The sequence below is a fragment of the Mesorhizobium sp. CNPSo 4684 genome, assembly GCF_057784315.1.
Window position 1 is genome coordinate 101479 of record NZ_JBWLUX010000013.1, and the last position, 19964, is coordinate 121442.

Genomic DNA, 19964 nt, shown 5'->3' on the forward strand with positions numbered 1-19964 from the left:
GCGCTTTCAGCTTCCTCCCGAGCAGCGCCGGCCTTCTTCACTCAGGCGCCGTTTCGCTTCACCCTATTTTGAGACGATTATTGCGCCGGTGACGGTTGTTCGCCACCAGTTGCCGGCTTTGGCGCCGAATCCGTCTGCGGCGTTTGATCGAGCACCGGGGCTTTGGTTGGCTGGATGTCGCTGTCGCAGGCCGCGAGCGCCAGGCCTGCGGCAAACAGAATCAGAAGCCTCTTCATGGCAACCTCCTAGGTCTGCCCTCTCCTTCGTAAAGGCAACGAGGTGGTTCGGCTTTGGTTGCACGTCCGCAGGCGACGCCTCCCGCCGGCTGGAACCAAATGCCGCCGCCGGGGTTGGTTGCCCGAAGGAGATCGCGCCATGATCCGTCTGCTCATAACCGGCCTTGTCGCCTATGCGGCCTATCGTGCCGTCAGAAAAGTCATCGACGAGGTGCCTGACGATTTCGATCCGCTGCCGATGCCCGGCGATGAACGCGCCTTGCGACGCCGGTCGGCGGCAATGGGAGTCGCCCCGCGGAGGTAGGCCAGCCATCCCCACAGGGATAAAGGCCCGGTAGAGGCCGGGTTGCGCTAGCCCGTTGCGAACAAAGCAGAAACGATGCTTGATGGGCGATGACCATCGCCATCAATGATTCGACCCTGCAGCCCGCCTATCTCGCCAAGCTCAACGCCGAGCAACGGCTGGCCGTCGAACATGGCGACGGCCAGATCGCGGGACCGTTGCTGGTGATCGCGGGCGCCGGCTCCGGCAAGACCAACACACTGGCCCACCGGGTTGCGCACCTGATCGTCAAGGGCGCCGATCCGAGGCGCATCCTGCTGATGACGTTCTCGCGCCGCGCCGCCACCGAAATGGCCAGGCGGGTCGAACGCATTGCCGGCGAGGTGCTGGGCCGCGACGCGTCCGTCATCGCCGACGCGCTGGCTTGGGCGGGCACGTTTCACGGCATCGGCGCCCGGTTGCTGCGCGACTATGCGCTGACGATCGGCCTCGATCCGGCCTTTACCATCCACGACAGGGAGGATTCCGCCGACCTGATGAATCTTGCCCGGCATGAGCTCGGTTTTTCGAAGACCGAAAGCCGGTTTCCGACCAAGGGCACTTGCCTGGCGATCTATTCGCGCACTGTCAACGCGCAGGCGCCGCTCGGCGAGGTGCTGGGCGCGGCGTTTCCCTGGTGCTCGGGGTGGGCCGAACAGCTAAAAGAGCTGTTCGCCGGATATGTCGAGGCCAAGCAGGCGCAGAATGTGCTCGATTACGACGACCTCCTGCTCTACTGGGCGCAGATGGCGGTCGAGCCTGAAATCGCCACGCATCTTTCTTCCCGTTTTGATCATGTGCTGGTCGACGAATACCAGGACACCAACCGGCTGCAGGCCTCGATCCTTTCAGCGCTGAAGCCGGACGGCGCCGGACTGACGGTGGTCGGCGACGACGCGCAGTCGATCTATTCGTTCCGCGCCGCCGAGGTGCGCAACATCCTGGATTTCCCCCAGCAATTCGCGCGAGCCGCAGACGTCATCATGCTGGAGCGCAACTACCGCTCGACCGAGACCATTTTGGCGGCGGCCAATGCGGTGATTTCCGAGGCGTCGGAGCGCTTCACCAAGAATCTGTGGTCGGAGCGCAAATCCTCACAAAAGCCGAAACTGGTCAGCGTGCGCGACGAGGCCGAACAGGCAAATTATGTCTGCCAGGCGATCCTTGCCGAGCGCGAGGCCGGCACGGTGCTCAAATCGCAAGCGGTGCTGTTTCGCGCCTCGCATCACAGCGGGCCGCTGGAGATCGAGCTGACGCGCCGCAACATCCCGTTCGTCAAGTTCGGCGGGCTGAAATTCCTCGACGCTGCCCACGTCAAGGACGTGCTGGCGGTGCTGCGCTTTGCCGAGAACCCGCGCGACCGTGTCGCCGGCTTTCGCGTGCTGCAGCTTCTGCCTGGCATCGGCCCTTCGGCGGCCAGCGCCGTCGTCGAGACCATGGCGACATCGCTCGATGAAGCGATGGGGCTGGCCCGCTACCGGCCGCCGCAACGCGCTGCGGAGGACTGGCCAGCTTTCGTTTCCCTGTTTTCCGGCCTGCGCGCCAGGTCAGGCAAATGGCCGGCCGATCTCGAACAGGTCAGGCTGTGGTACGAGCCGCATCTTGAGCGCATGCATGAGGATGCAACGACGCGGCGAGCCGACCTCATGCAGCTCGAGCAAATCGCCTCCGGCTACGCCTCGCGCGAGCGCTTCCTGACCGAACTGACGCTTGATCCACCGGATGCGACCAGCGACCAGGCCGGGCCGCCGCATCGCGACGAGGACTATCTGATCTTGTCGACCATCCATTCCGCCAAGGGCCAGGAATGGAAGAACGTCTTCGTGCTCAACACCGTCGATGGCTGCATCCCGGCCGATCTCGGCGTCGGCACAAAGGAAGACATCGAGGAGGAGCGCCGGCTGCTTTACGTCGCGATGACGCGGGCCAAGGACGGCCTGCACCTGGTGACGCCGCAGCGCTTTTATCCGCACAACCAGCCGGCGCGCGGCGACCGCAACGTTTATGCCTCACGCAGCCGCTTCATCCCGGCCTCGATCCTCGGCGCCTTCGAGCAGACCTCGTGGGCGAGCGTCCACGCAAAGGACGATCCGCGCCACAGACCTGAAGTCAGGGTCGACCTCGGCGCCCGCATGCGCGGCATGTGGAAATAGCCGCCGGCCGCAACTGCGGATGCCGACCGGGGAGCGACCTCAGAAAGCAAATCTCCCTGTCATGGCATCTCTCAGGGAACCTCGGGCCGCCCGCCGCGTTTTTCGGCGTCCAACCCTTGATCGGAGAGCGGCTACCGTCGCCCTTCCGCCCATCCAGAGAGGCCAGAATGCACGACGCGATGTTCTTCACTCCGGTTGCCGTCACCGTTGGCGCCGGCCACAAACGCATGCTCGCTTCGCTGTTCGAAATGCATGATTTCCTGACCGAATTTCCGCCATCGCGCCGACGCGTGAGCTATGGCGCCGCGGTGAAGGCCTGCGAGGCGGCACGCGCCGGCGAAATCTCGACTGAGGCCGCGCGCGATGCGCTGATCACCTTTGCGGTGACGGCCGGCATCCTCTGGCCACCTGTTCAGCCGATCATCTCGGCCAAGCCAGTGGCGCGTGGCTATGGCGGCTACGCCGCCTGAGACGGCGGATCAAACCTGGCTGCCGAAAAGATCAATCGGACTTGCCGGCCGACGTCGGTGAGGCTTCGGCCAGCCTTGCAGCTTGCGCGAGCTGTTCGCTGCTGCCGACAAAGAGTTGATCGGCGTTGCCGACAAACGGATAGGCAAGCTGCTGATGATAGAGCGGCGGGACCGGATCATCGGTGCCGTATTTCTGCGGCATCCTGTCGGGCATGAACAGCGTGCCTCCCAGCATGTCGAGCAAAGGCAGCTGCCCGGCGAAATTCTTGTCCCAGGCTTCACGCTCATTGGCATGATGCCAATGATGAAACTGCGGTGACGCCAGAAGCCATTTCAACGGTCCGACCTTGATACGCGTGTTGGAATGGATGAACAGCGACTGCCACTGATAGATCAGTGTGAAGATCAGTATGGCGGTGCTCGAAAAATCGAGCGCGAAAACCGGCACGAACGAGGCCGATTTTGTCAGGATCTGGTCGACAGGATGGACGCGATGCGCGGCCAGCCAATCCATCTCCTCGATGCTGTGGTGGATCGAATGGAAGCGCCACAGGAACGGGACGGCGTGAAAGGCGCGATGCGCCAGGTAGAAGCCGGTATCGGCCAGCACCAGAACCTCCACCGCCTGCAGCCAGACCGGTTGCGACTGCACCGCCTGCGTAAGCCCGGCCGGAACAAACTGGTGGAGCACCAGCATGGCTGTGCCGATCACGATGAGCAGGCCGATCTTGATGATAATGCCGTTGAACAGGAGGTAGACGACGTCGTTCAGCCAATGCCGGCGCGTCGATGACTGTTCCGCATGCAGCGGCAACAGCCGCTCCAGCGGAATGAAGATAAGCGCGATGACCAGCACCGCCTTGAGGTCTACGAGATCGGACACCCCTGCCCTCGCTGCAGCCGGAGATCGGCTCGCCAGAGATTAATAGCCAAGGGATGAACGGATTGTTGACGGGCCGCGCCGTGAACCGGCAGATTCAGACGCTCACGACAAGGAATGAGGCCCTGCTGCAGTCGACATCGTGGACGGTAACAGCTCCACTGCGCTTTGTCAGGTCGGCGTTGCAGCGATCCGCCTGATCAGGCCTGCTCCGACGCTATCGCTCAGTCTCAATGGAACGTTGCCGGATCGCCGGTCAGCAGGCCGCGCGGCCCGGTTGTCTCAAAACTGACCTGGTCGCGCCCGTTCGACTTGGCCTTGTAGAGGTGCCGGTCGGCCGTCAGGAACATGTCGGCATAGGTTGTCGGCCCGCTGAAGGCGACGCCGCCGATGCTCACCGAGAGCGGACAAGGTCGTCCACCCGGGGCAAATTCGACCTCGCGGATGCGCCGCCGGATCCCCTCGGCAACCAGCCAGGACTGCGACGGGTCGGCGCCGGGCAGGAAAACGGCGAACTCCTCGCCGCCGATGCGTCCGACAATGTCGGCGCCGCGCAGCTGGGCCTTGATCGTCTGGGCGATCAGCTTCAGCGCCTGATCGCCGCAATCGTGACCCAGCCGATCGTTGATGGTCTTGAAATGGTCGGCGTCGACGATCAGCAAGGCGCCGGCGTTGACGACGGCCTGGCTGCGCGCCTGGTCGAGATAGGCTTCGACCAGCATTGAAAACGCGCCGCGGTTGAACACCGCTGTCAGGCTGTCGGTCGCCGCTACGATGCTCAGCTCTTTCTGGGCGATGGCCAGCTGACGCATCTTGTACATCAGGAAAGAGAAGAACGATCCACCCAGCACAAGCGGCAGCAACAGGTCGGTGAGTTGCGCCCAGCGCAACGCATCAGGCGACAGCGACGGAAAATTGTAGGAATCGACAAAGAAGGCAGCCGCGATACAGATCGCCGTGCCGACAACTGTGACCGCTATGACCCTGCCCCAACTCGTGGGCGACAGATCGATCCGCATGCCATTCTCCACCGTGTCCGCCATTTTGCGGTAGGAACACAAATGAAACCCTAAAACCTTGCTTTCAATTGTAATGTGGTTAACAGCCCGTCGAAAGCACGGCCATCGTTTCCGTGAAACGGTGAACCACTCCAGTGTCGCTCCAGTGTCTTCAAACCCGAAACGCGGCCAGGAGATCAGGCGTAGGCGCGGCCTTCGTCCGTGCGCTGGAAAAGTGCCAGATCAAGCGATACCGAAGGCCGGCCGAGAATGGTCAGGATGGCGTGCGCCTGGCCGCGGTGATGGGTCTGGTGGTTGAAGACGTGGCCCAGCGCCGGCGCCAGCCGTTGCGAGACGGTGCGCATGTCGGAAACGGTCATGTAGGAGAAGCGGCCGGACAAGGCCTTTTCAGTCAGACCGCCGACCCAGTCGACGATCCGTCTGTCCTCGGCCTCGCGCGCCAGCCGGAGGCCAGGCAAAGCGCGGTGCAGGATAGCGTCGAGCTTTGCAGGTGCATCGCCCTCACCGGTGAAGCGTTTCATCCAGATGCGGTCGGTGGCAAGCAGATGGTTGAGGGTGCCCATCATCGAGCCGAAAAACGCGCCCACATCGCGGTTGAACTCTTCCTCGTCAAGTTCGGCGACGGCATCGTAGATGCGGCCATTGGCCCATTGATTGTAGGCCGCAAACATCATGAAATGCTGTTTCATCTTTTCTTCCCGCCGATGAGTTCCGCTTCAGCCGCAGGCGCCTAATTAGACCGCGAGGACGCAGCCGCCAATGACCATTCTGTTCTATGAACTCGTCGGACGCGACACGAGCCGTCCGTTCAGCCCGCATTGCTGGAAGATTGCCATGGCGCTTGCACATAAAGGTCTGGACAGATCCAGCCTGCCGACCCGCTTTCTCGACGTGCCCAGGGTCGAGGGCGGCATCTCGAAGACCGTGCCGGTGATCCGCGACGGCGAGCGTGTGGTGGCCGATTCCTTCGCCATCGCGCTTTATCTCGACGAGACCTATCCCGAGCGGCCGACGCTGTTTGCCGGCGATGGCGGCAAGGCAATGGCGCGTTTCATCGAGCGCTGGTCGCAGCTCACCATCCATCCCTATGTCACCACGGCCGCGCTGCTCGACATCCACGCCATGCAGGACGACGAGAACGCCGCCTATTTCCGCTCCAGCCGCGAGCAGCGCTTCGGCAAGCCGCTGGAAGCGGTGACGGCGGCCCGCGATGCCGGGCTCGCCGGCTTCCGTGCCGCGCTGGAGCCGCTGCGTTCGATGCTCGGCTATCAGCCGTTCATCGGCGGCGCCTTGCCGCTCTTTGCCGATTACATCGTCTTCGGCGCGCTGCAATGGGCGCGCATTACCTCGCCCTATCGCTTGCTCGACGAAAGCGACCTCGTTGCGCAATGGTTCGAACGCTGCCTCGACCTTCATGACGGCCTCGGCCGTAGGGTGGAGGCGGCACGTTAAGGCAATAGGGCAATAAGGCAGTAGGGCAGTAGGTTACGGTGCTCGGACTGCCTCAACTAAACCTTCCCCTACTGCCCTACTGCCCTACTGCCCTACTGCCTTACTGCCCTACTGCCTTACTCCCCTAGCGAGACCGCCATGCCGTCACCTCCCGATTTCACCGCCGACTTTCGCGCCGGGCTCGTTACGCTGCTGCGCTGGCGCAGGGATGTGCGGCGCTTCGAGCGGACGGCTTTGCCCGAAGGGACGCTGGAACGGCTGCTGGAGCTTGCCAGCATCGCGCCGTCCGTCGGGCTCAGCCAGCCATGGCGCTTCGTGGTCGTCGACAGCGCCGAACGGCGCGCGGCCGTGAGAGGCTCTTTCGAGCGCTGCAATGCCGAGGCGCTCACATGCTTTTCGGGCGAGCGCGCAGCGCTCTATGCGCGGCTGAAGCTTGCCGGTCTCAACGAAGCACCCTGCCAGTTCGCGGTTTTCGCCGACCGCACAACGCAACAGGGCCACAGGCTCGGCCGCATGACAATGCCGGCGACCATCGACTATTCGGCCGTCATGGCGGTGCACACTCTGTGGCTGGCGGCGCGGGCAGAAGGCATCGGCATGGGCTGGGTGTCGATCCTCGACGCGGCCGAGATGGCCAAGATCCTCGACACACCGCCCGAATGGACACTGATCGGCTATTTCTGCCTTGGCTATCCCAGCGAGGAGCACGATGTGCCGACGCTGGAGCGTGAAGGCTGGGAGCACCGGCAACCGCTCGTGCTGATCAGGCGGTAGGGCCGATCATTTTCTTTGGCGATAAGTCACTTCGCCTCATCCTTGGCGATGAGCCTGACGCAGATCGGGTCGCCCTTCGGCATCGGCGTACATTGCCATTCCGGGCCGAAGCCGAAATTCGTGTTCTTCCCAAGCCCGGGAAAGAACAACATGACAAGCGCGACGGCGGCAAATATCCCAACCATCAACAGGATGCCTTTGACATCCCGGGGTCTAAGGTTGTGCCGGTTCATCTCGTCGAAGATACTCCGCTGCCGCGCTCTCTGTTTAGCCGATATTCCTTCGGATCGGGCTTACGTGCAACAATTCCCCTCTTGCCGTGGCACCAACCGGGATACGATCCTTAGGCGGTCGCGGCGCAATAGCGCGGGTCGAGCGCCTCCCCTTGGCAATGGGCCGGGCGGCTTGTATAGAGCCCGCCACTCCCAATTCCACTCTTCATCACCCAATTCCTCTCTTCATCACAAGGACGACCAATGGCGATCGAACGCACCTTTTCCATGATCAAGCCGGACGCGACCCGGCGCAACCTCACCGGCGCCATCACCAGGATGCTGGAAGAGGCCGGCCTGCGCGTCATCGCCTCGCGCCGTGTGTGGATGAGCCGCCGTGAGGCAGAAGGCTTCTACGCCGTCCACAAGGATCGCCCGTTCTTTGGCGAGCTGGTGGAATTCATGTCGTCGGCGCCGACCATTGTGCAGGTGCTGGAAGGCGAAAACGCCATTGCCAGGAACCGCGAAGTGATGGGCGCCACCAACCCGGCCAACGCCGCCGAGGGCACCATCCGCAAGGTCCACGCGCTGTCGATCGGCGAGAATTCGGTGCATGGCTCCGATGCGCCGGAAACCGCCGCACAGGAGATCAAGTACTGGTTCTCCGACACCGAGATCGTCGGCTGAGCCGACGCAAACGGAATGCATGCAAAGGCCGGCGTTTCGCCGGCCTTTTTCTTTGGCGTCGGACCACTCCCCCCGAAGATCGGCCTGCGCTAAGGTCGGATCGCGCACCAGCGGATCCGACCCGACCATGACCAGTGCCATCCCCGGTTTCTTCCAGGGCACCGAGATGCCGTCGAGCGGCTGGTGGGAGGCGCTGTGGCCTGATCCCGCCGGCGTGCTTGCGGCAACCGGGCTGAAGCCGGGCATGGAGGTGGTCGACCTCTGCTGCGGCGACGGCTGGTTTACGTTGCCGATCGCCGCCGTCGCCCGCCGTGTCATCGCCATCGATATCGGTGCCGACCTGCTGGAGGCCGCGCAACAACGGCTGATCGGCGCCGGCGTGACCAATTGCGAATTTGTCGCCGGCGACGCCTACGAACTCGCGAGCCTGGTGTCCCGGCCAATCGACTTCGTCTTCATGGCCAACGCCTTCCACGGCGTACCCGACCGGCCGCGGCTGGCACGTGCCGTGCGCGAAGCGCTCGCCCCCGGTGGACACTTTGCCATCGTCAACTGGCACCAGCACCCGCGCGAGACGACCACGGTGCTGGGGCGAGCCGCGCGGCCCGCGCACCGAACTCAGGCTGTCGCCGCGACAGACCATCGCGGATGTCAAAGCCGGCGGCCTGAAGCTTGTTAAACTGGTCGAGGTGCCGCCCTATCACTATGGGGCGCGGTTCGAGAAGGCGAAGCCGGTCTGAGCTCAACGAATGAGCGGCGTGTCCCAAAGGTCGCCGAGCAGCGTTTTCAGTTCCGTGAAACGCTTCTGCCCAAGCTCCTCGGCCCATTCGCGCTCGACGTCCAGCAAGATGTCGGCCATTTTCTGGTAGGCGGCGCGCCCGCGGTCGGTGAAATGGACGATGGTCCCGCCACTCTCGTCGGGTGCCGCCGAGCGGGTGATGTAACCCATCGCTTCCAGTGTCTTCAGCAGCTGGTTCATGGCCTGCTTGCTCATGCCGGCGCGCTCGGCAAGCGCGCTCGGCCGAAGGCCATCAGGGCCGGGATATTGGATCACTGCCATATGCGGCGGGCTGAGATCGTCGAATCCCGATGCCCTGAGATCCCTAATCAGCTTGCGGTGAATGGCCACGGCCGGCACGCGCAGCAGCGCACCGATCAACGGTGGCTTCCTTGGTGGATCTTCCGTGGATGACGGCATTGACACTCGGGTAAATTGAGTTTACTCATTTCGGTAAATTCGATTTACCACATAGGAGGATGGAATGCTAGACAAAGCCGGCCAGGTTCGCGTCAATCCTGCGGAGGAGACAATCAGCCATGGCGGCCTTGCCGTCCGCTTCCTGCTGACCGGCGACCAGTCGAACGGCAGCATCGCCGCCTTCGAACTGACGGTCGCCGGCTCGCAGCGCCTGCCCGCCCCGGCACACAGCCACGACCACTATGAAGAGACGATGTACGGGATCGAAGGCATGCTGACGCTGACCGTCGACGGACACCGGCACGATATCGGGCCCGGCCAGGCACTGTGCATTCCGCGCGGCGCGGTTCACCGCTTCGACAACGACACCGCCGAGAACGCCAAGGTGCTTTGCGTGGTGACGCCGGCGGCGATCGGTCCGGACTATTTCCGCGAGGCCTTCGCCATCTTTGGCGCCGGCGGCCCGCCCGACCGCGCCAGGCTCATGGACCTGATGCGCCGGTTCGGCCTGACGCCGGCACCGCCGCCACCGCAGGCGTGATGCTCTCCAAAGTGGTCAACTCGCGGCGCGGCGTATTGGACGAACAAGAGTTCCCGGCGCCCCTCGCGGCGGGTTTGCTGTCACTTCGCTTGACGCTCTTTCACGTTGGCGTGATCGTTCGCCGCTTCGGTGTCGGTGGCCGGCGTCTGGGTGTCGGCGCCGACAAACGGACTGCCCTGCCCAGGCGCGAGGTCGCCGCTGTGGCCGGCCTTGTTGGTCTGGTATGGTTGGCTGTCAAGACTGAGGCCATGCTGTGTGGCATTGAACAGATGGTCGTCCGCCCTGGCAAAGCCGGCGAAGGTAATCAGCGATACGCCTGTGGCGGCAAGGATAAGCGCGTGCTTTTTCATGTCTGGACTCCTTTTTGAGTGGCCAGATCGAGCCGCATTCGGTCTGGCGGCTTCAGTGAAGGGACATGTCCCTTTTGCCTACCCGCCATATGGGAAGTTAACGCTTCGCGCGGCCGGACTATTCCAGGCTGTCGCGTAATCCGGGTCGGAAAAGTCGCGAAGACGATTCCCGCGCCGCCGCCACGCCCGGTCCGTCGACGTCAGCTTGCCGCGTTGAACCGCAGAATCTCGCGGCCGTCCTTGTCGGCGATGGTGAGCTTGCCAGCATCGATATGGTACGACGCCGCCTTGACCAGCGCCTCGAACAGCGCCTTTTCCTCGGCCATCACCTCCGGCGCGCAGGCCTTGTAGGTCGAGCCGATGTCGCTGACGGCGATCGTCGAGCCCTCGACCTTGGCGGTGGCGAAATAGGCGTTGCAAGGGCCGCTGCCGCCGGCCTTGCCGGCTTCGCTGACCCTGAACGTCGCCTTCGGTTGCGCGATCACACCGATGCCGTCGATATATTCGACCAGCCAGCTCTGATCGAACAGCGAGGCGGAGGTCGGCGTGTCGCTGGGCGCCACCATTTTCAGCACGATGGTCTGCCGCGCATCGCTCAGAGGATCGACCTGATAGCGTGTGTCCGTGATGAACAGCAGCTTGTCGTCGGCGGTGATGCGCGCCTGCAGCGCGTAGGGCGTGTTGGGCCGGATCACCGTTGGATCGAAGCTGATCTCGAACTTGATCGGCACCTGGCCGGCCGGCGCCACCTTGCGTTCGCCGACAATGGCGGCCGGCGCATCGGCCAAAGACACATCGGCCAGCTGTACCGAAAGTACGGCGTTGGGCGGCAGCGCGATGCGCTCGCGATACATCACCTCGCCCTTCAGGGTTTTCTCGGCGGCGACAGACATTTCCGGAACGGCCAGCATGCCGACGACCAGCGGCACAAAACCGAAGACGAAGAATTCAGCGATCCTGCCCAGCATGCCCTTGCTCCCTTTTGCCGGATGCGATTTGGCTAGGCGAATGCGGTCAATGGAAGGCGGCTGCATGGCATTATTCCGGCTGCGGATCAGTCCGGCGGCGACTGTGTCCAGCGCGCCGCAGCCTGGTCGTCGGCGTCCTTGGCCTCGACCCAGCCGCCGTCGGTGCCGTCCAGGCGATGTTCCTTCTTCCAGAACGGCGCGCGCGATTTCAGGAAATCCATCAGGAAATTCGCCGCTTCAAACGCCGCCTGCCGGTGCGCGGAGGCCGCCACCACCAGCACGATGTTTTCGCCGGGTGCGATCTTGCCGTGGCGATGGATGACGGTGAGCCCTTGCAATGGCCAGCGTGCTATGGCTTCGGCGGCGATGCGGCCGATCTCGGCTTCGGCCATGCCGGGATAATGTTCGAGCTCGAGTGCCGACAGCTGGCCTTGCTCGTCACGGCAGAGGCCTTGGAAAGACACCACGGCGCCGATGTCGGCGCGGCCCTGCGTCAGCCTGGTGATCTCGGCGGCAACGTCGAAATCCTCGCGCTGGATGCGCACCATCGGCACACCGGACACGGTGTCAGCCCCCGGTCATCGGCGGAAACAGCGCGATCTCGCGTGCGCCGGCGACCTTTTCCCGATGCTCGACATGTTCCTGGTTGATGGCGACGCGGATCACGTCGGGATATTGCAGCGCGTGCTCATACTCCTCGCCACGGGATTTCAGCCAGCGCAAGAGGTCGGCCACCGTCTCGATACCGGGGGGCAATTCGACGTCTTCCTCAGGCTTGCCGATCCGTTCGCGCACCCAGGCAAAATAGATGAGCCGCGTGGTCATCTCACTCGTCCATGATGTGCTTGAGGCCGGCGCGGAAATAGTCGTAGCCAGTGTAGAGCGTGACCAGTGCGGCGATCCACAGCAGCACCAACCCGGTCTGCGTGGTCAGCGGGAAGATCTTGTCGCCGGCAGGGCCGGCAAGCAGGAAGGCGATGGCGACCATCTGGATGGCGGTCTTCCATTTGGCGAGCTGGGTCACCGGCACCGAGACCTTCAGCGCCGCCAGATATTCGCGCAGGCCCGAGACCAGGATCTCGCGGCACAGGATGATGATCGCCGCCCACAGCGACCAGCCGGCGATGCCGGCGTGGCGGTCGGTATCGGCGGCCAAGAGCAGCAGGCAGGTGGCGACCAGCAGTTTGTCGGCTATCGGATCGAGCATCTTGCCGATGTTGGAGGTCTGCTGCCAGGCGCGCGCCAGATAGCCGTCGAGATAGTCGGTGATAGAGGCCAGCAGGAAGATGATCAGCGCCGACCAGCGGGCGAAGTCGCTCGATTTCAGATGCCCTTCGAGAAAAAAGCACAGCACCACCAGCGGCACCGCGACGATGCGGGCGTAGGTGAGCATGTTGGGCAGGTTGAACGCGCGCTTGGCCATATCGGGAGGACTCTTTCTGCCTGCGTACTCAAATCAGAACCGGATGTAGGGGGTCAACAGCCGAGATTCGATTGGCCAGACGAAAATAGCACCCCGGCGGTCAGCTTTCGTGGAAATGGTTGTAGACCAGTTTCGCCACCTGCTCGGAAATGCCGTCGACCTTGACCAGATCCTCGACCGCCGCACGGCTGACCGCCTTGGCGGTGCCGAAGGCCAGCAGCAAGGCGCGCTTGCGGCCGGGACCGATACCGGCGATCTCGTCCAGCGGGCTCTTGACCAATTCCTTCTTGCGCCGCGCGCGGTGCGAACCGATGGCAAAGCGGTGGACCTCGTCGCGCAGCCGCTGGACGAAATAGAGCACGGGGTCACGCACGGGGAGCGAAAACGAGTCCCTGCCCTTGACGAAGAAGCGTTCGCGGCCGGCATCGCGGTCCTGGCCCTTGGCGATGCCGATCGCGACGACCCGGTCCTCGATGCCGAGATCGGCGAGGATCTTGCGCACCGCACTCATCTGGCCCTGGCCGCCATCGATCAGGATGACGTCGGGCCAGGCCGGGAAACTGCCGGAAATGTCGTCCTCGATATCGTCGGCCGCCTCGCCTGCGGCCGCATCGTCGGCCACAGCGACATCGCCATGCTCCTTCAGCAGCCTTGAAAAACGCCGCTCCATCACCTCGCGCATCATGCCGAAGTCGTCGCCGGGGGTGATCACGGTCGAGCGGATGTTGAATTTCCGGTACTGGTTCTTCACGAAACCTTCCGGCCCGGCCACCACCATGGCGCCGACGGCGTTGGTGCCCATAATGTGCGAGTTGTCGTAGACCTCGATGCGCACGGGCGGCTTCGGCAAGCCGAAGGTCTCGGCAAAGCCGGCGAGCAGCCTGCCTTGCGTCGAGGTTTCGGCCAGCCGGCGGCCGAGCGCCTCGCGGGCATTCTGCAGCGCGTTGTCGGTCAAATCCTTCTTCTCGCCGCGCTGCGGCACCGAGATCGACACTTTGCGGCCGGCGCGGGTGGAAAGCGCCTCGGCCAGCAGTTCCTGGTCCTGGACGGCTCGCGACAGAAGAATGTTCCGCGGCGTCGGCTTGTCGTCATAGAACTGCGCCAGGAACGAGCCCAGCACTTCCGCCCCCTCCAGCGCCGGATCGGCCTTGGGGAAATAGGCGCGATTGCCCCAATTCTGGCCGGTGCGGAAGAAGAACACCTGGATGCAGACCTGGCCGCCCTCCTGGTGGATGGCGAAGACATCGGCCTCGTCGACCGTTGCCGGGTTGATGCCCTGATGGCTCTGCACATGCGACAGCGCCGCCAGCCGGTCGCGATAGATGGCGGCGCGCTCGAAATCGAGCTCCTGCGACGCCTGTTGCATGGCTTCAGAAATCTCGGTCTTCACCTTCTGGCTGCGGCCGGACAGAAAATCCTTCGCCTCGGCGACAAGCTCGGCATAGTCACTGTGCGATATCTCGCCGGTGCAAGGACCGGCACAGCGCTTGATCTGGTAGAGCAGGCACGGCCGGGTGCGGTTCTCGTAGAAGGAGTTGGTGCAACTCCGGAGCAGGAAAGCGCGCTGCAGCGAATTGATGGTGCGTCCGACGGCGCCGGCGGAGGCAAACGGGCCGAAATAGTCGCCTTTGCGCGAGCGCGCACCGCGATGCTTGTAGATACCGGGCGAGACATGATCGCCGGTCAACAGGATGTAAGGGAACGATTTGTCGTCCCGCATCAACACATTGAATCGCGGCCGCAAGCGCTTGATAAGATTGGCTTCGAGCAGCAGCGCTTCGATCTCGGTGCGGGTGACGACGAACTCCATCGTCGCCGTTTCGCGCACCATGCGGCCGATGCGAGCGGTGTGGAACCGGCCTTGCGCGTAGTTGGTCACCCGCTTCTTCAGGCTGCGCGCCTTGCCGACATAAAGCACGTCGCCGGCGGCGTTCATCATGCGGTAGACGCCGGGCGCATTGGGCAGCCGCTTGACCAGCGTCTGGATGACCTCGGGGCCGACCATGCCGTCGGCGTCGCCGGCATGCGGCGCCCAGTCGATCGCGGTGAAGGCGACATCGGGGCCGGCGGCCTCGGGCTCGACGATCTCCTCGGCCGCCTCGTCCTCGAGGTCGATGTCCGGCGGCATATCGTCAGCGGCGCCGGCGCGCGTCTTGTGTTTCTGGTCTGCGGGACTCATTCCACCATGCCTGTCACATCCGGCGTCTGCCATGCAAGATGCTGGCCGCCGTCGAGCGCAATCATCTGGCCGGTCACTGAGCGCGCCTCCCAGAGATAGCGGATGGTGGCGCCGAATTCGGCCAGTTGCGGGCCGCGCTTCAGGATCAGGCCGTCGACCTGCTTGTCGAAATCGTGATCTTCCTGGCGCGCATTCTTCAGGGTCGGGCCGGGGCCGATGGCGTTGACGCGGATGCGCGGACCGAGCGCCTGCGCCAGCATCTCGGTCTGCGTCCACAGAGCCGACTTCGACAGCGCGTAGGAGAAATAGCGCGGCGTCGGCCGCCAGACGCGCTGGTCGATGATGTTGACGATCAGCCCCTCCTGCCCTTGCGGCAAGGCACGGGCGAAGTTCCGTGCCAGCAGTGCCGGCGTCTTCACATGGATGGCGAAGTGGCGGTCCCATGCCACCCAATCGAAATCCTCGATGCTGTCGTCGACGAACAGCGAGGCGTTGTTGACCAGAAGCGTGACCGGGCCGAGTGCTGCCTCGGCGCGGCCGACGAGATCGCCGACGGCGGCCATGTCGGTCAGGTCCGCCGCGACCACGGCGGCGCGCCCGCCCGCGCCCCTGATGCGCGCGGCGAGCGCGTCAGCCTCGGCGCCCGATCGGTTGGCATGGATGGCGACGGCAAAGCCATGCGCGGCCAGATCCTCAACGATCGCCTTGCCGATCCGCTTTGCCCCACCCGTCACCAGCGCCACACCTGTGGCTTCGATCATCTGTCAATCCTCAATCTGCGCCCCAATTCCGCTAGCCGGCACATTGTGACGCGTCCAGGGGGTTAAATGCCGTTTCCACCTGGGGCAGGAATGTGGCGAAACGGCTTTTTCAGCACTATGACCCGTCCCGGATTCGGGCCGCAGGACCGCAATATAGGACGCTGAACTCCTTGCACCAAGCCGAGTGCAGTGCAGCACCGCAAGCGTGCTGACATTTCGCTGTTGCGAAGATGCAACGTCAAGCTTCGGCCTCATTCGCGCCGGGGAATGACCCAGTTTCAGGTTCGCTGCCGCCGCATTTTGACACGACATTCGGAACCGTTGAGTGCCAGATCCGTTTCATCCCCCGGACGGGTTGATGGCGTTCAAGACAAACAAGCCTACGTGTCTTGTGGCTTAAGGAGTAAACAACAATGCAAGCCAATCTCAAATTCGCGCCAATCGCGGTCGCGCTCGGGCTCTTCGCCCTCAGCGGCACTGCCTTTGCCGCTGACGTCGTTTCGGAAGAGCCCCCGGCACCTGCTCCGGTTGCCGAACTTCCCGTCGCTTCCTGGGCCGGCCCCTACGCCGGTATCAGCGCCGGCTACGGTTTCAGCGGTCATGCCAAGGTCCACGACGGCGGCCCCGACATCAAGACCAAGGGCTTTGTCGGCGGCGTTTTCGGCGGCTATCAGTGGCAGCAGGAAAACTTCGTGTACGGTGCTGAAGCCGATCTCGGCTACAACGGCGTCAAGGGTGACAGCGGCGGCGTCAATTCCAAGGGCGGCTTCGAAGGCTCGCTGCGCGCCCGTCTCGGCTATGCTGTGACCCCCGAAATCCTGCTCTACGGCACCGGCGGTGGCGCCCTGAAGAACCAGAAGATCTCGGTTCCGGGCGACAGCGACAGCAACACCATGCTTGGCTGGACGGCCGGCGTCGGCACCGACATCAAGATCACCGACAATGTGTTCGGCCGTGTCGAGTACCGCTATACCGACTTCGGTTCCAAGAGCTTCGACAGTGTCGGCACCAAGGTCAAGGAAACCGACAACCGCGTCACCTTCGGCGTCGGTATGAAGTTCTAACTGTCGTTCAAGCCACGACACAAGAAAGCCGGGCCTCGCGCCCGGCTTTTTTTGTTTCGCCAGTCACGCCGGCACAGCCACCCTCAGCTCCGGAAACTTGTCGTCGAAGCGCGCAGCCCAGCGGGTCAGCCGGCCGCGGCCCTTCTCCCATTTGCCTGCGAAGCGCAGCGAGAGATAGCCAAGGCAGGCGCGCAGCGCCAGCTGGCCGAGCGTGATCTTCTTCGGCAGGTTCGGCGGATTGGCGTTGAGGAGGTCGAGTGCGGCGGTGATCTTCGTCCACTGGCGATCGAGCCAGGGCTGATAGACCATCTCGTCGGGTCGCGTGCGCCGCTCATAAACCATCGACAGCGCGCAGTCGCAGATACCGTCGGCCAGCGCCTCCAGCACTTCGGCTTCGAGCCGCTTGTCGGCATTGCGCGGCAACAACAGATTCTTCGATGCGCGGTTGAGGTGCTGGGTGATGGCGCGGCTGTCGTGGATCGAGCGGCCGTCGTCGAGCACCAGCACCGGAATCTTGCCGAGCGGATTGGCCGATATCAATTCGGCCGGCTTGTCCTCGGTCTTGATCGGCACCAAGTCAACAGCGATGCCGGCATAGAGTGCCGCCATGCGCACCTTGGAGCTGTAAGGGGATGAGGACGAGTAGAGCAGCTTCGGCATGATCGGTTCCCTGTTTGCAGACAGTAGTTTCTACCGATCGACGTCTGCAGGCAAATGCCAGCAGAAGAAAAACTGACCGCCAGAGGAACCGGTATATTGAGAGCCAGGCGGTCTGCTCAGGGCAACAAAAAAGCCCCACCGGACTTCGCCGTGAGGCGAAGTCCTGGGAGCTGCGAAAGATAGAGTACGTTCGCCCCTCTGTTCGTGCGCCTTAACACCAGGACGGAGGGCGCGGCGTATCCAAGGCGCCCGCCCTCATATGTCCCGGCATCGTCCCCGGCGCGCGAAGAAACGCGATTACTTTTTCGCGGCCTTCGCAGGCGCTGCCTTCTTGGCAGGCGCTGCTTTCTTCACGGCTGCGGTAGACTTCGCAGCGGCGGCCTTGGCCGGAGCCTTGGCAGGTGCCTTCTTCGCGGCGGGTTTCGCCGCAGCCTTGGCAGCCGGCTTCTTGGCAGGTGCCGCCTTCTTTGCCGGTGCAGCCTTGGCCTTGGCCGGTGCTGCCTTCTTCACTGCGGGTTTCGCCGCAGCCTTCGCAGCCGGCTTCTTAGCCGGTGCCGCTTTTGCCTTGGGCGCTGCCGCCTTCGGCTTGGCAGCAGGTGCTGCCTTCTTCACTGCAGTTGCCGCTTTCGCCGCCACTGCCTTTACTGGTGCTTTCTTTGCCGGTGCCTTGGATGCCGGCGCTTTGGATGACGTCTTAGCCATGCGATGCCCCTTGCGTTTGTGCCGTTGGCCGTTAGTGACCCGGCGAGCCTATGCATATCTGACTCGCGCGTGTCTAGCCAGCGAAGCATTACGCAGATTAAATTTCGGTTACACCGAGAGCATGTCCGCGATGATCGACAGCGAAAGCGGCAAAGATTCTTCGCGCGTCACAGCGAACTTTTGCAGAAGAATTTCTGAGCGTTGCGACTCATGCGATCTTCTCGTCAAGCTCACAGTCTCTAGCGGCGGCGTCGATCGCGCGTGGTCATCAGCGGCTTGTCGGATTGCGAAAACCATCGCATTCCCTCGACTGATCTTGCTTGATCAGGGCGACAACAAAAACAGCACGAAACTATATGTGAGCTTCTTGCTCGCATTTATTTTGAGCGAGATGTGGACACCTGAACCGGCGAACGATTCGGATCCGTGACGAAGCGGAAACCTGAAGCCGGCGGGACAGCACCCCCCCTTTGCCCTGCCAGGCATCTCCCCCGCAAGGAGGAGATTGGATGTCGCGTCGGCCTTCGCCAATCAACCTGCGTCGCAAGAATGAGCGAGGCGCCGAGGTTGCTGATCTCCCCCCTTGCGGGGGAGATGGCCGGCAGGCCAGAGGGGGGTGTGGCGGATCACTACGTCTGTCCGGCGTAGCCGCACTTCCCTTGGATTGTAAGGCTTTCAGGCCCTACACCCCAACGGGCTCACGTATCATCTGCAGCCGCCGCGCAAGCTCGGTCTGGTGGAGGTGGACGGCAAATGTATCCCATGGGGGCGTGACACCTATCTGCGCCAGGATCCGCCCGATCTCACCGCGATGGTAGCCGCCATGGGTGACGACATGGGTCAGCATTTCCTCGCGCGACATCATCGCCCTGTCGCCGTCGGTGAAGACAAAGGGCACAGGCTGCGACAGAAGTTCTGTCGGCACAGCGTCCAGATAGTCGAGATATACCAGCGGTCCATCGCAGCGACATCGGCGCCGAGTTCATCGAGCGACGGCGTGGTCTCGGTGTTGTCGGACGCGTAGCCATGACGCGTGCCGGAAAGATGCGCCGAAAATATCCTCGACACGATGAGGTTGTGGTTGAGCAGACGGATCGCAGCATGACATTCCTTCGCATGCTTCTGCTGATCCAGGCTCGCTAGCTTCTCCAGCAATTCGCCATTGGCCCAGGCTTGATAGACGAAGAGACTGCGAAGCAGATCCCGCGCGCTCATGGTTTGTATCCTTTCCGAAAAATGTGAGTATGTTGTCTATATTCTCGGCTGATGGAGCAGGCATGTCTACTCGCATTGCAAAGCCGCGCTCGCGCATGCGCAAGCAGCCGCGCCAGGCGCGTTCGCGCGCAACCGTCGAGGCGATCATCGAAGCCGGCGCTCATGTTCTGAGCACGCTCGGCTGGGCCGGCTTCACCACCAACAAGGTGGCCGACGCCGCCGGTGTCAGCATCGGCTCGCTCTATCAATATTTTCCCGACAAGCTGTCGCTGGTCGAGGCAATCCGTCGGCGACATTTCGATCAGGTGCTGTCGGTGATCGCCGAATCAGCAGAAGGCGACAAGCCGCTCAAGCGATTCGCGCAGGAGCTGGTACGCGGCATGATCGATGCACACAGCATCCATCCGACCCTGCATCAGGTGCTGCTCGACGAGGCGCCGGGCGATCGCGGCTCGCGCGCCGCTCATGCCTCGTTCCAGTCGCGCTATCTCGACCACTATACTGCGGCGGTGGCACAGTATCGCAGGCGCAGGAAGGACAATGAGACCGTGGCCCGCGTGCTCTCCTCGGCGGTCGAGGGCGTCATCCACAATGCCGCACGGCGCGACATGCTCGATGCGCCGGAGTTGCAGAAGCAACTCGTCGAGCTGATCTGCGCTTACATCTCCGGTGGGGGCCGCAGCGCATGAACAGGATAG

The 19964-nt window shown here is 63.2% G+C and carries 27 protein-coding genes; 11 read left to right on the forward strand and 16 right to left on the reverse strand.

The window, feature by feature from the left end; all coding sequences use genetic code 11:
- Window positions 1-77: 77 nt before the first annotated feature.
- Window positions 78-236: a hypothetical protein gene (locus tag AC04SG_RS14440; protein ID WP_203278129.1), complete on the reverse strand. Its 159-nt coding sequence runs from the start codon at window positions 234-236 to the stop codon at window positions 78-80.
- A 139-nt stretch (window positions 237-375) separates the two neighbouring features.
- Here AC04SG_RS14440 and AC04SG_RS14445 point away from each other — a divergent pair, with 139 nt between their 5' ends.
- The 3 genes from AC04SG_RS14445 (at window position 376) to AC04SG_RS14455 (ending at window position 3181) form a co-directional block, all read left to right on the forward strand.
- Entirely contained in the window at window positions 376-540 is a 165-nt protein-coding gene (locus tag AC04SG_RS14445; RefSeq protein ID WP_488551591.1) for a hypothetical protein, read from the forward strand.
- 89 nt (window positions 541-629) lie between these two features.
- A complete protein-coding gene (locus AC04SG_RS14450; protein ID WP_436259148.1) occupies window positions 630-2711 on the forward strand; it encodes an ATP-dependent helicase in 2082 nt (693 codons plus the stop codon).
- A 167-nt stretch (window positions 2712-2878) separates the two neighbouring features.
- Window positions 2879-3181, forward strand: a complete 303-nt coding sequence (locus AC04SG_RS14455; protein WP_488551592.1) for a DUF982 domain-containing protein — start codon at window positions 2879-2881, stop codon at window positions 3179-3181.
- Window positions 3182-3212: 31 nt separating this feature from the next.
- Here the strand turns inward: AC04SG_RS14455 and AC04SG_RS14460 are convergent, their stop codons facing one another.
- The 3 genes from AC04SG_RS14460 to AC04SG_RS14470 form a co-directional block, all read right to left on the reverse strand.
- A complete protein-coding gene (locus tag AC04SG_RS14460) occupies window positions 3213-4064 on the reverse strand; it encodes a sterol desaturase family protein (RefSeq protein WP_488551593.1) in 852 nt (283 codons plus the stop codon).
- A gap of 227 nt (window positions 4065-4291) precedes the next feature.
- The gene (locus AC04SG_RS14465; RefSeq protein ID WP_488551594.1) at window positions 4292-5080 is read right to left on the reverse strand and encodes a GGDEF domain-containing protein; all 789 of its coding nucleotides are present in this window, start codon (window positions 5078-5080) and stop codon (window positions 4292-4294) included.
- A 176-nt stretch (window positions 5081-5256) separates the two neighbouring features.
- Window positions 5257-5769 (reverse strand): DinB family protein, encoded by a 513-nt coding sequence (locus AC04SG_RS14470; RefSeq protein WP_488551595.1) that lies wholly within the window; start codon window positions 5767-5769, stop codon window positions 5257-5259.
- A gap of 70 nt (window positions 5770-5839) precedes the next feature.
- Here AC04SG_RS14470 and AC04SG_RS14475 point away from each other — a divergent pair, with 70 nt between their 5' ends.
- Entirely contained in the window at window positions 5840-6532 is a 693-nt protein-coding gene (locus tag AC04SG_RS14475; RefSeq protein ID WP_488551596.1) for a glutathione S-transferase family protein, read from the forward strand.
- A 138-nt stretch (window positions 6533-6670) separates the two neighbouring features.
- On the forward strand, window positions 6671-7306 hold the full coding sequence (gene bluB, locus AC04SG_RS14480; RefSeq protein WP_488551597.1) for a 5,6-dimethylbenzimidazole synthase: 636 nt from the start codon (window positions 6671-6673) through the stop codon (window positions 7304-7306).
- 26 nt (window positions 7307-7332) lie between these two features.
- Here the strand turns inward: bluB and AC04SG_RS14485 are convergent, their stop codons facing one another.
- Window positions 7333-7491 (reverse strand): hypothetical protein, encoded by a 159-nt coding sequence (locus tag AC04SG_RS14485; protein ID WP_477344634.1) that lies wholly within the window; start codon window positions 7489-7491, stop codon window positions 7333-7335.
- Between the two features lie 291 nt (window positions 7492-7782).
- Here AC04SG_RS14485 and ndk point away from each other — a divergent pair, with 291 nt between their 5' ends.
- Both ndk and AC04SG_RS14495 read left to right on the forward strand, forming a co-directional pair.
- Window positions 7783-8205, forward strand: a complete 423-nt coding sequence (ndk, locus tag AC04SG_RS14490; RefSeq protein ID WP_192259008.1) for a nucleoside-diphosphate kinase — start codon at window positions 7783-7785, stop codon at window positions 8203-8205.
- A gap of 127 nt (window positions 8206-8332) precedes the next feature.
- Window positions 8333-8884: a class I SAM-dependent methyltransferase gene (locus AC04SG_RS14495; protein ID WP_488551598.1), complete on the forward strand. Its 552-nt coding sequence runs from the start codon at window positions 8333-8335 to the stop codon at window positions 8882-8884.
- A gap of 63 nt (window positions 8885-8947) precedes the next feature.
- Here AC04SG_RS14495 and AC04SG_RS14500 read toward each other — a convergent pair whose 3' ends face one another.
- On the reverse strand, window positions 8948-9364 hold the full coding sequence (locus AC04SG_RS14500) for a MarR family winged helix-turn-helix transcriptional regulator (protein WP_488551599.1): 417 nt from the start codon (window positions 9362-9364) through the stop codon (window positions 8948-8950).
- A 103-nt stretch (window positions 9365-9467) separates the two neighbouring features.
- Here AC04SG_RS14500 and AC04SG_RS14505 point away from each other — a divergent pair, with 103 nt between their 5' ends.
- Window positions 9468-9944, forward strand: a complete 477-nt coding sequence (locus AC04SG_RS14505; RefSeq protein WP_352585134.1) for a cupin domain-containing protein — start codon at window positions 9468-9470, stop codon at window positions 9942-9944.
- Between the two features lie 80 nt (window positions 9945-10024).
- Here the strand turns inward: AC04SG_RS14505 and AC04SG_RS14510 are convergent, their stop codons facing one another.
- The 7 genes from AC04SG_RS14510 to AC04SG_RS14540 form a co-directional block, all read right to left on the reverse strand.
- Window positions 10025-10294, reverse strand: a complete 270-nt coding sequence (locus AC04SG_RS14510; RefSeq protein ID WP_488551600.1) for a hypothetical protein — start codon at window positions 10292-10294, stop codon at window positions 10025-10027.
- Window positions 10295-10494: 200 nt separating this feature from the next.
- Window positions 10495-11262, reverse strand: a complete 768-nt coding sequence (locus tag AC04SG_RS14515) for a YbaY family lipoprotein (protein WP_488551601.1) — start codon at window positions 11260-11262, stop codon at window positions 10495-10497.
- Window positions 11263-11348: 86 nt separating this feature from the next.
- Window positions 11349-11810 (reverse strand): molybdenum cofactor biosynthesis protein MoaE, encoded by a 462-nt coding sequence (locus tag AC04SG_RS14520; RefSeq protein WP_192259027.1) that lies wholly within the window; start codon window positions 11808-11810, stop codon window positions 11349-11351.
- 19 nt (window positions 11811-11829) lie between these two features.
- A complete protein-coding gene (gene moaD / locus AC04SG_RS14525; protein ID WP_488551602.1) occupies window positions 11830-12087 on the reverse strand; it encodes a molybdopterin converting factor subunit 1 in 258 nt (85 codons plus the stop codon).
- A gap of 1 nt (window position 12088) precedes the next feature.
- The gene (gene pgsA / locus AC04SG_RS14530) at window positions 12089-12685 is read right to left on the reverse strand and encodes a CDP-diacylglycerol--glycerol-3-phosphate 3-phosphatidyltransferase (protein WP_023673449.1); all 597 of its coding nucleotides are present in this window, start codon (window positions 12683-12685) and stop codon (window positions 12089-12091) included.
- A 100-nt stretch (window positions 12686-12785) separates the two neighbouring features.
- Window positions 12786-14864, reverse strand: coding sequence for an excinuclease ABC subunit UvrC (uvrC, locus tag AC04SG_RS14535; RefSeq protein ID WP_488551603.1), 2079 nt, complete (start codon window positions 14862-14864; stop codon window positions 12786-12788).
- Window positions 14861-15625: an SDR family oxidoreductase gene (locus AC04SG_RS14540; protein ID WP_488551604.1), complete on the reverse strand. Its 765-nt coding sequence runs from the start codon at window positions 15623-15625 to the stop codon at window positions 14861-14863. Before AC04SG_RS14540 ends, uvrC begins: the two co-directional genes overlap by 4 nt.
- A gap of 413 nt (window positions 15626-16038) precedes the next feature.
- On the opposite strand from AC04SG_RS14540, the gene AC04SG_RS14545 reads away from it, so the two are divergent.
- Entirely contained in the window at window positions 16039-16689 is a 651-nt protein-coding gene (locus AC04SG_RS14545; RefSeq protein ID WP_488551605.1) for an outer membrane protein, read from the forward strand.
- Between the two features lie 63 nt (window positions 16690-16752).
- Here the strand turns inward: AC04SG_RS14545 and AC04SG_RS14550 are convergent, their stop codons facing one another.
- On the reverse strand, window positions 16753-17349 hold the full coding sequence (locus AC04SG_RS14550) for a glutathione S-transferase family protein (RefSeq protein WP_488551606.1): 597 nt from the start codon (window positions 17347-17349) through the stop codon (window positions 16753-16755).
- Window positions 17350-17608: 259 nt separating this feature from the next.
- Here AC04SG_RS14550 and AC04SG_RS14555 point away from each other — a divergent pair, with 259 nt between their 5' ends.
- Window positions 17609-18481, forward strand: coding sequence for a hypothetical protein (locus AC04SG_RS14555; protein WP_488551607.1), 873 nt, complete (start codon window positions 17609-17611; stop codon window positions 18479-18481).
- 252 nt (window positions 18482-18733) lie between these two features.
- On the opposite strand, the gene AC04SG_RS14560 is transcribed toward AC04SG_RS14555, so the two are convergent.
- Together AC04SG_RS14560 and AC04SG_RS14565 are read right to left on the reverse strand one after the other, a co-directional pair.
- Window positions 18734-18913 carry a DinB family protein gene (locus tag AC04SG_RS14560; protein WP_488551608.1) on the reverse strand — a complete coding sequence of 60 codons (180 nt, stop codon included), beginning with the start codon at window positions 18911-18913 and terminating at the stop codon, window positions 18734-18736.
- The gene (locus AC04SG_RS14565) at window positions 18913-19266 is read right to left on the reverse strand and encodes a DinB family protein (protein ID WP_488551609.1); all 354 of its coding nucleotides are present in this window, start codon (window positions 19264-19266) and stop codon (window positions 18913-18915) included. Before AC04SG_RS14565 ends, AC04SG_RS14560 begins: the two co-directional genes overlap by 1 nt.
- A 62-nt stretch (window positions 19267-19328) precedes the next feature.
- On the opposite strand from AC04SG_RS14565, the gene AC04SG_RS14570 reads away from it, so the two are divergent.
- Window positions 19329-19955, forward strand: coding sequence for a TetR/AcrR family transcriptional regulator (locus AC04SG_RS14570; protein ID WP_488551610.1), 627 nt, complete (start codon window positions 19329-19331; stop codon window positions 19953-19955).
- Window positions 19956-19964 lie beyond the last annotated feature (9 nt).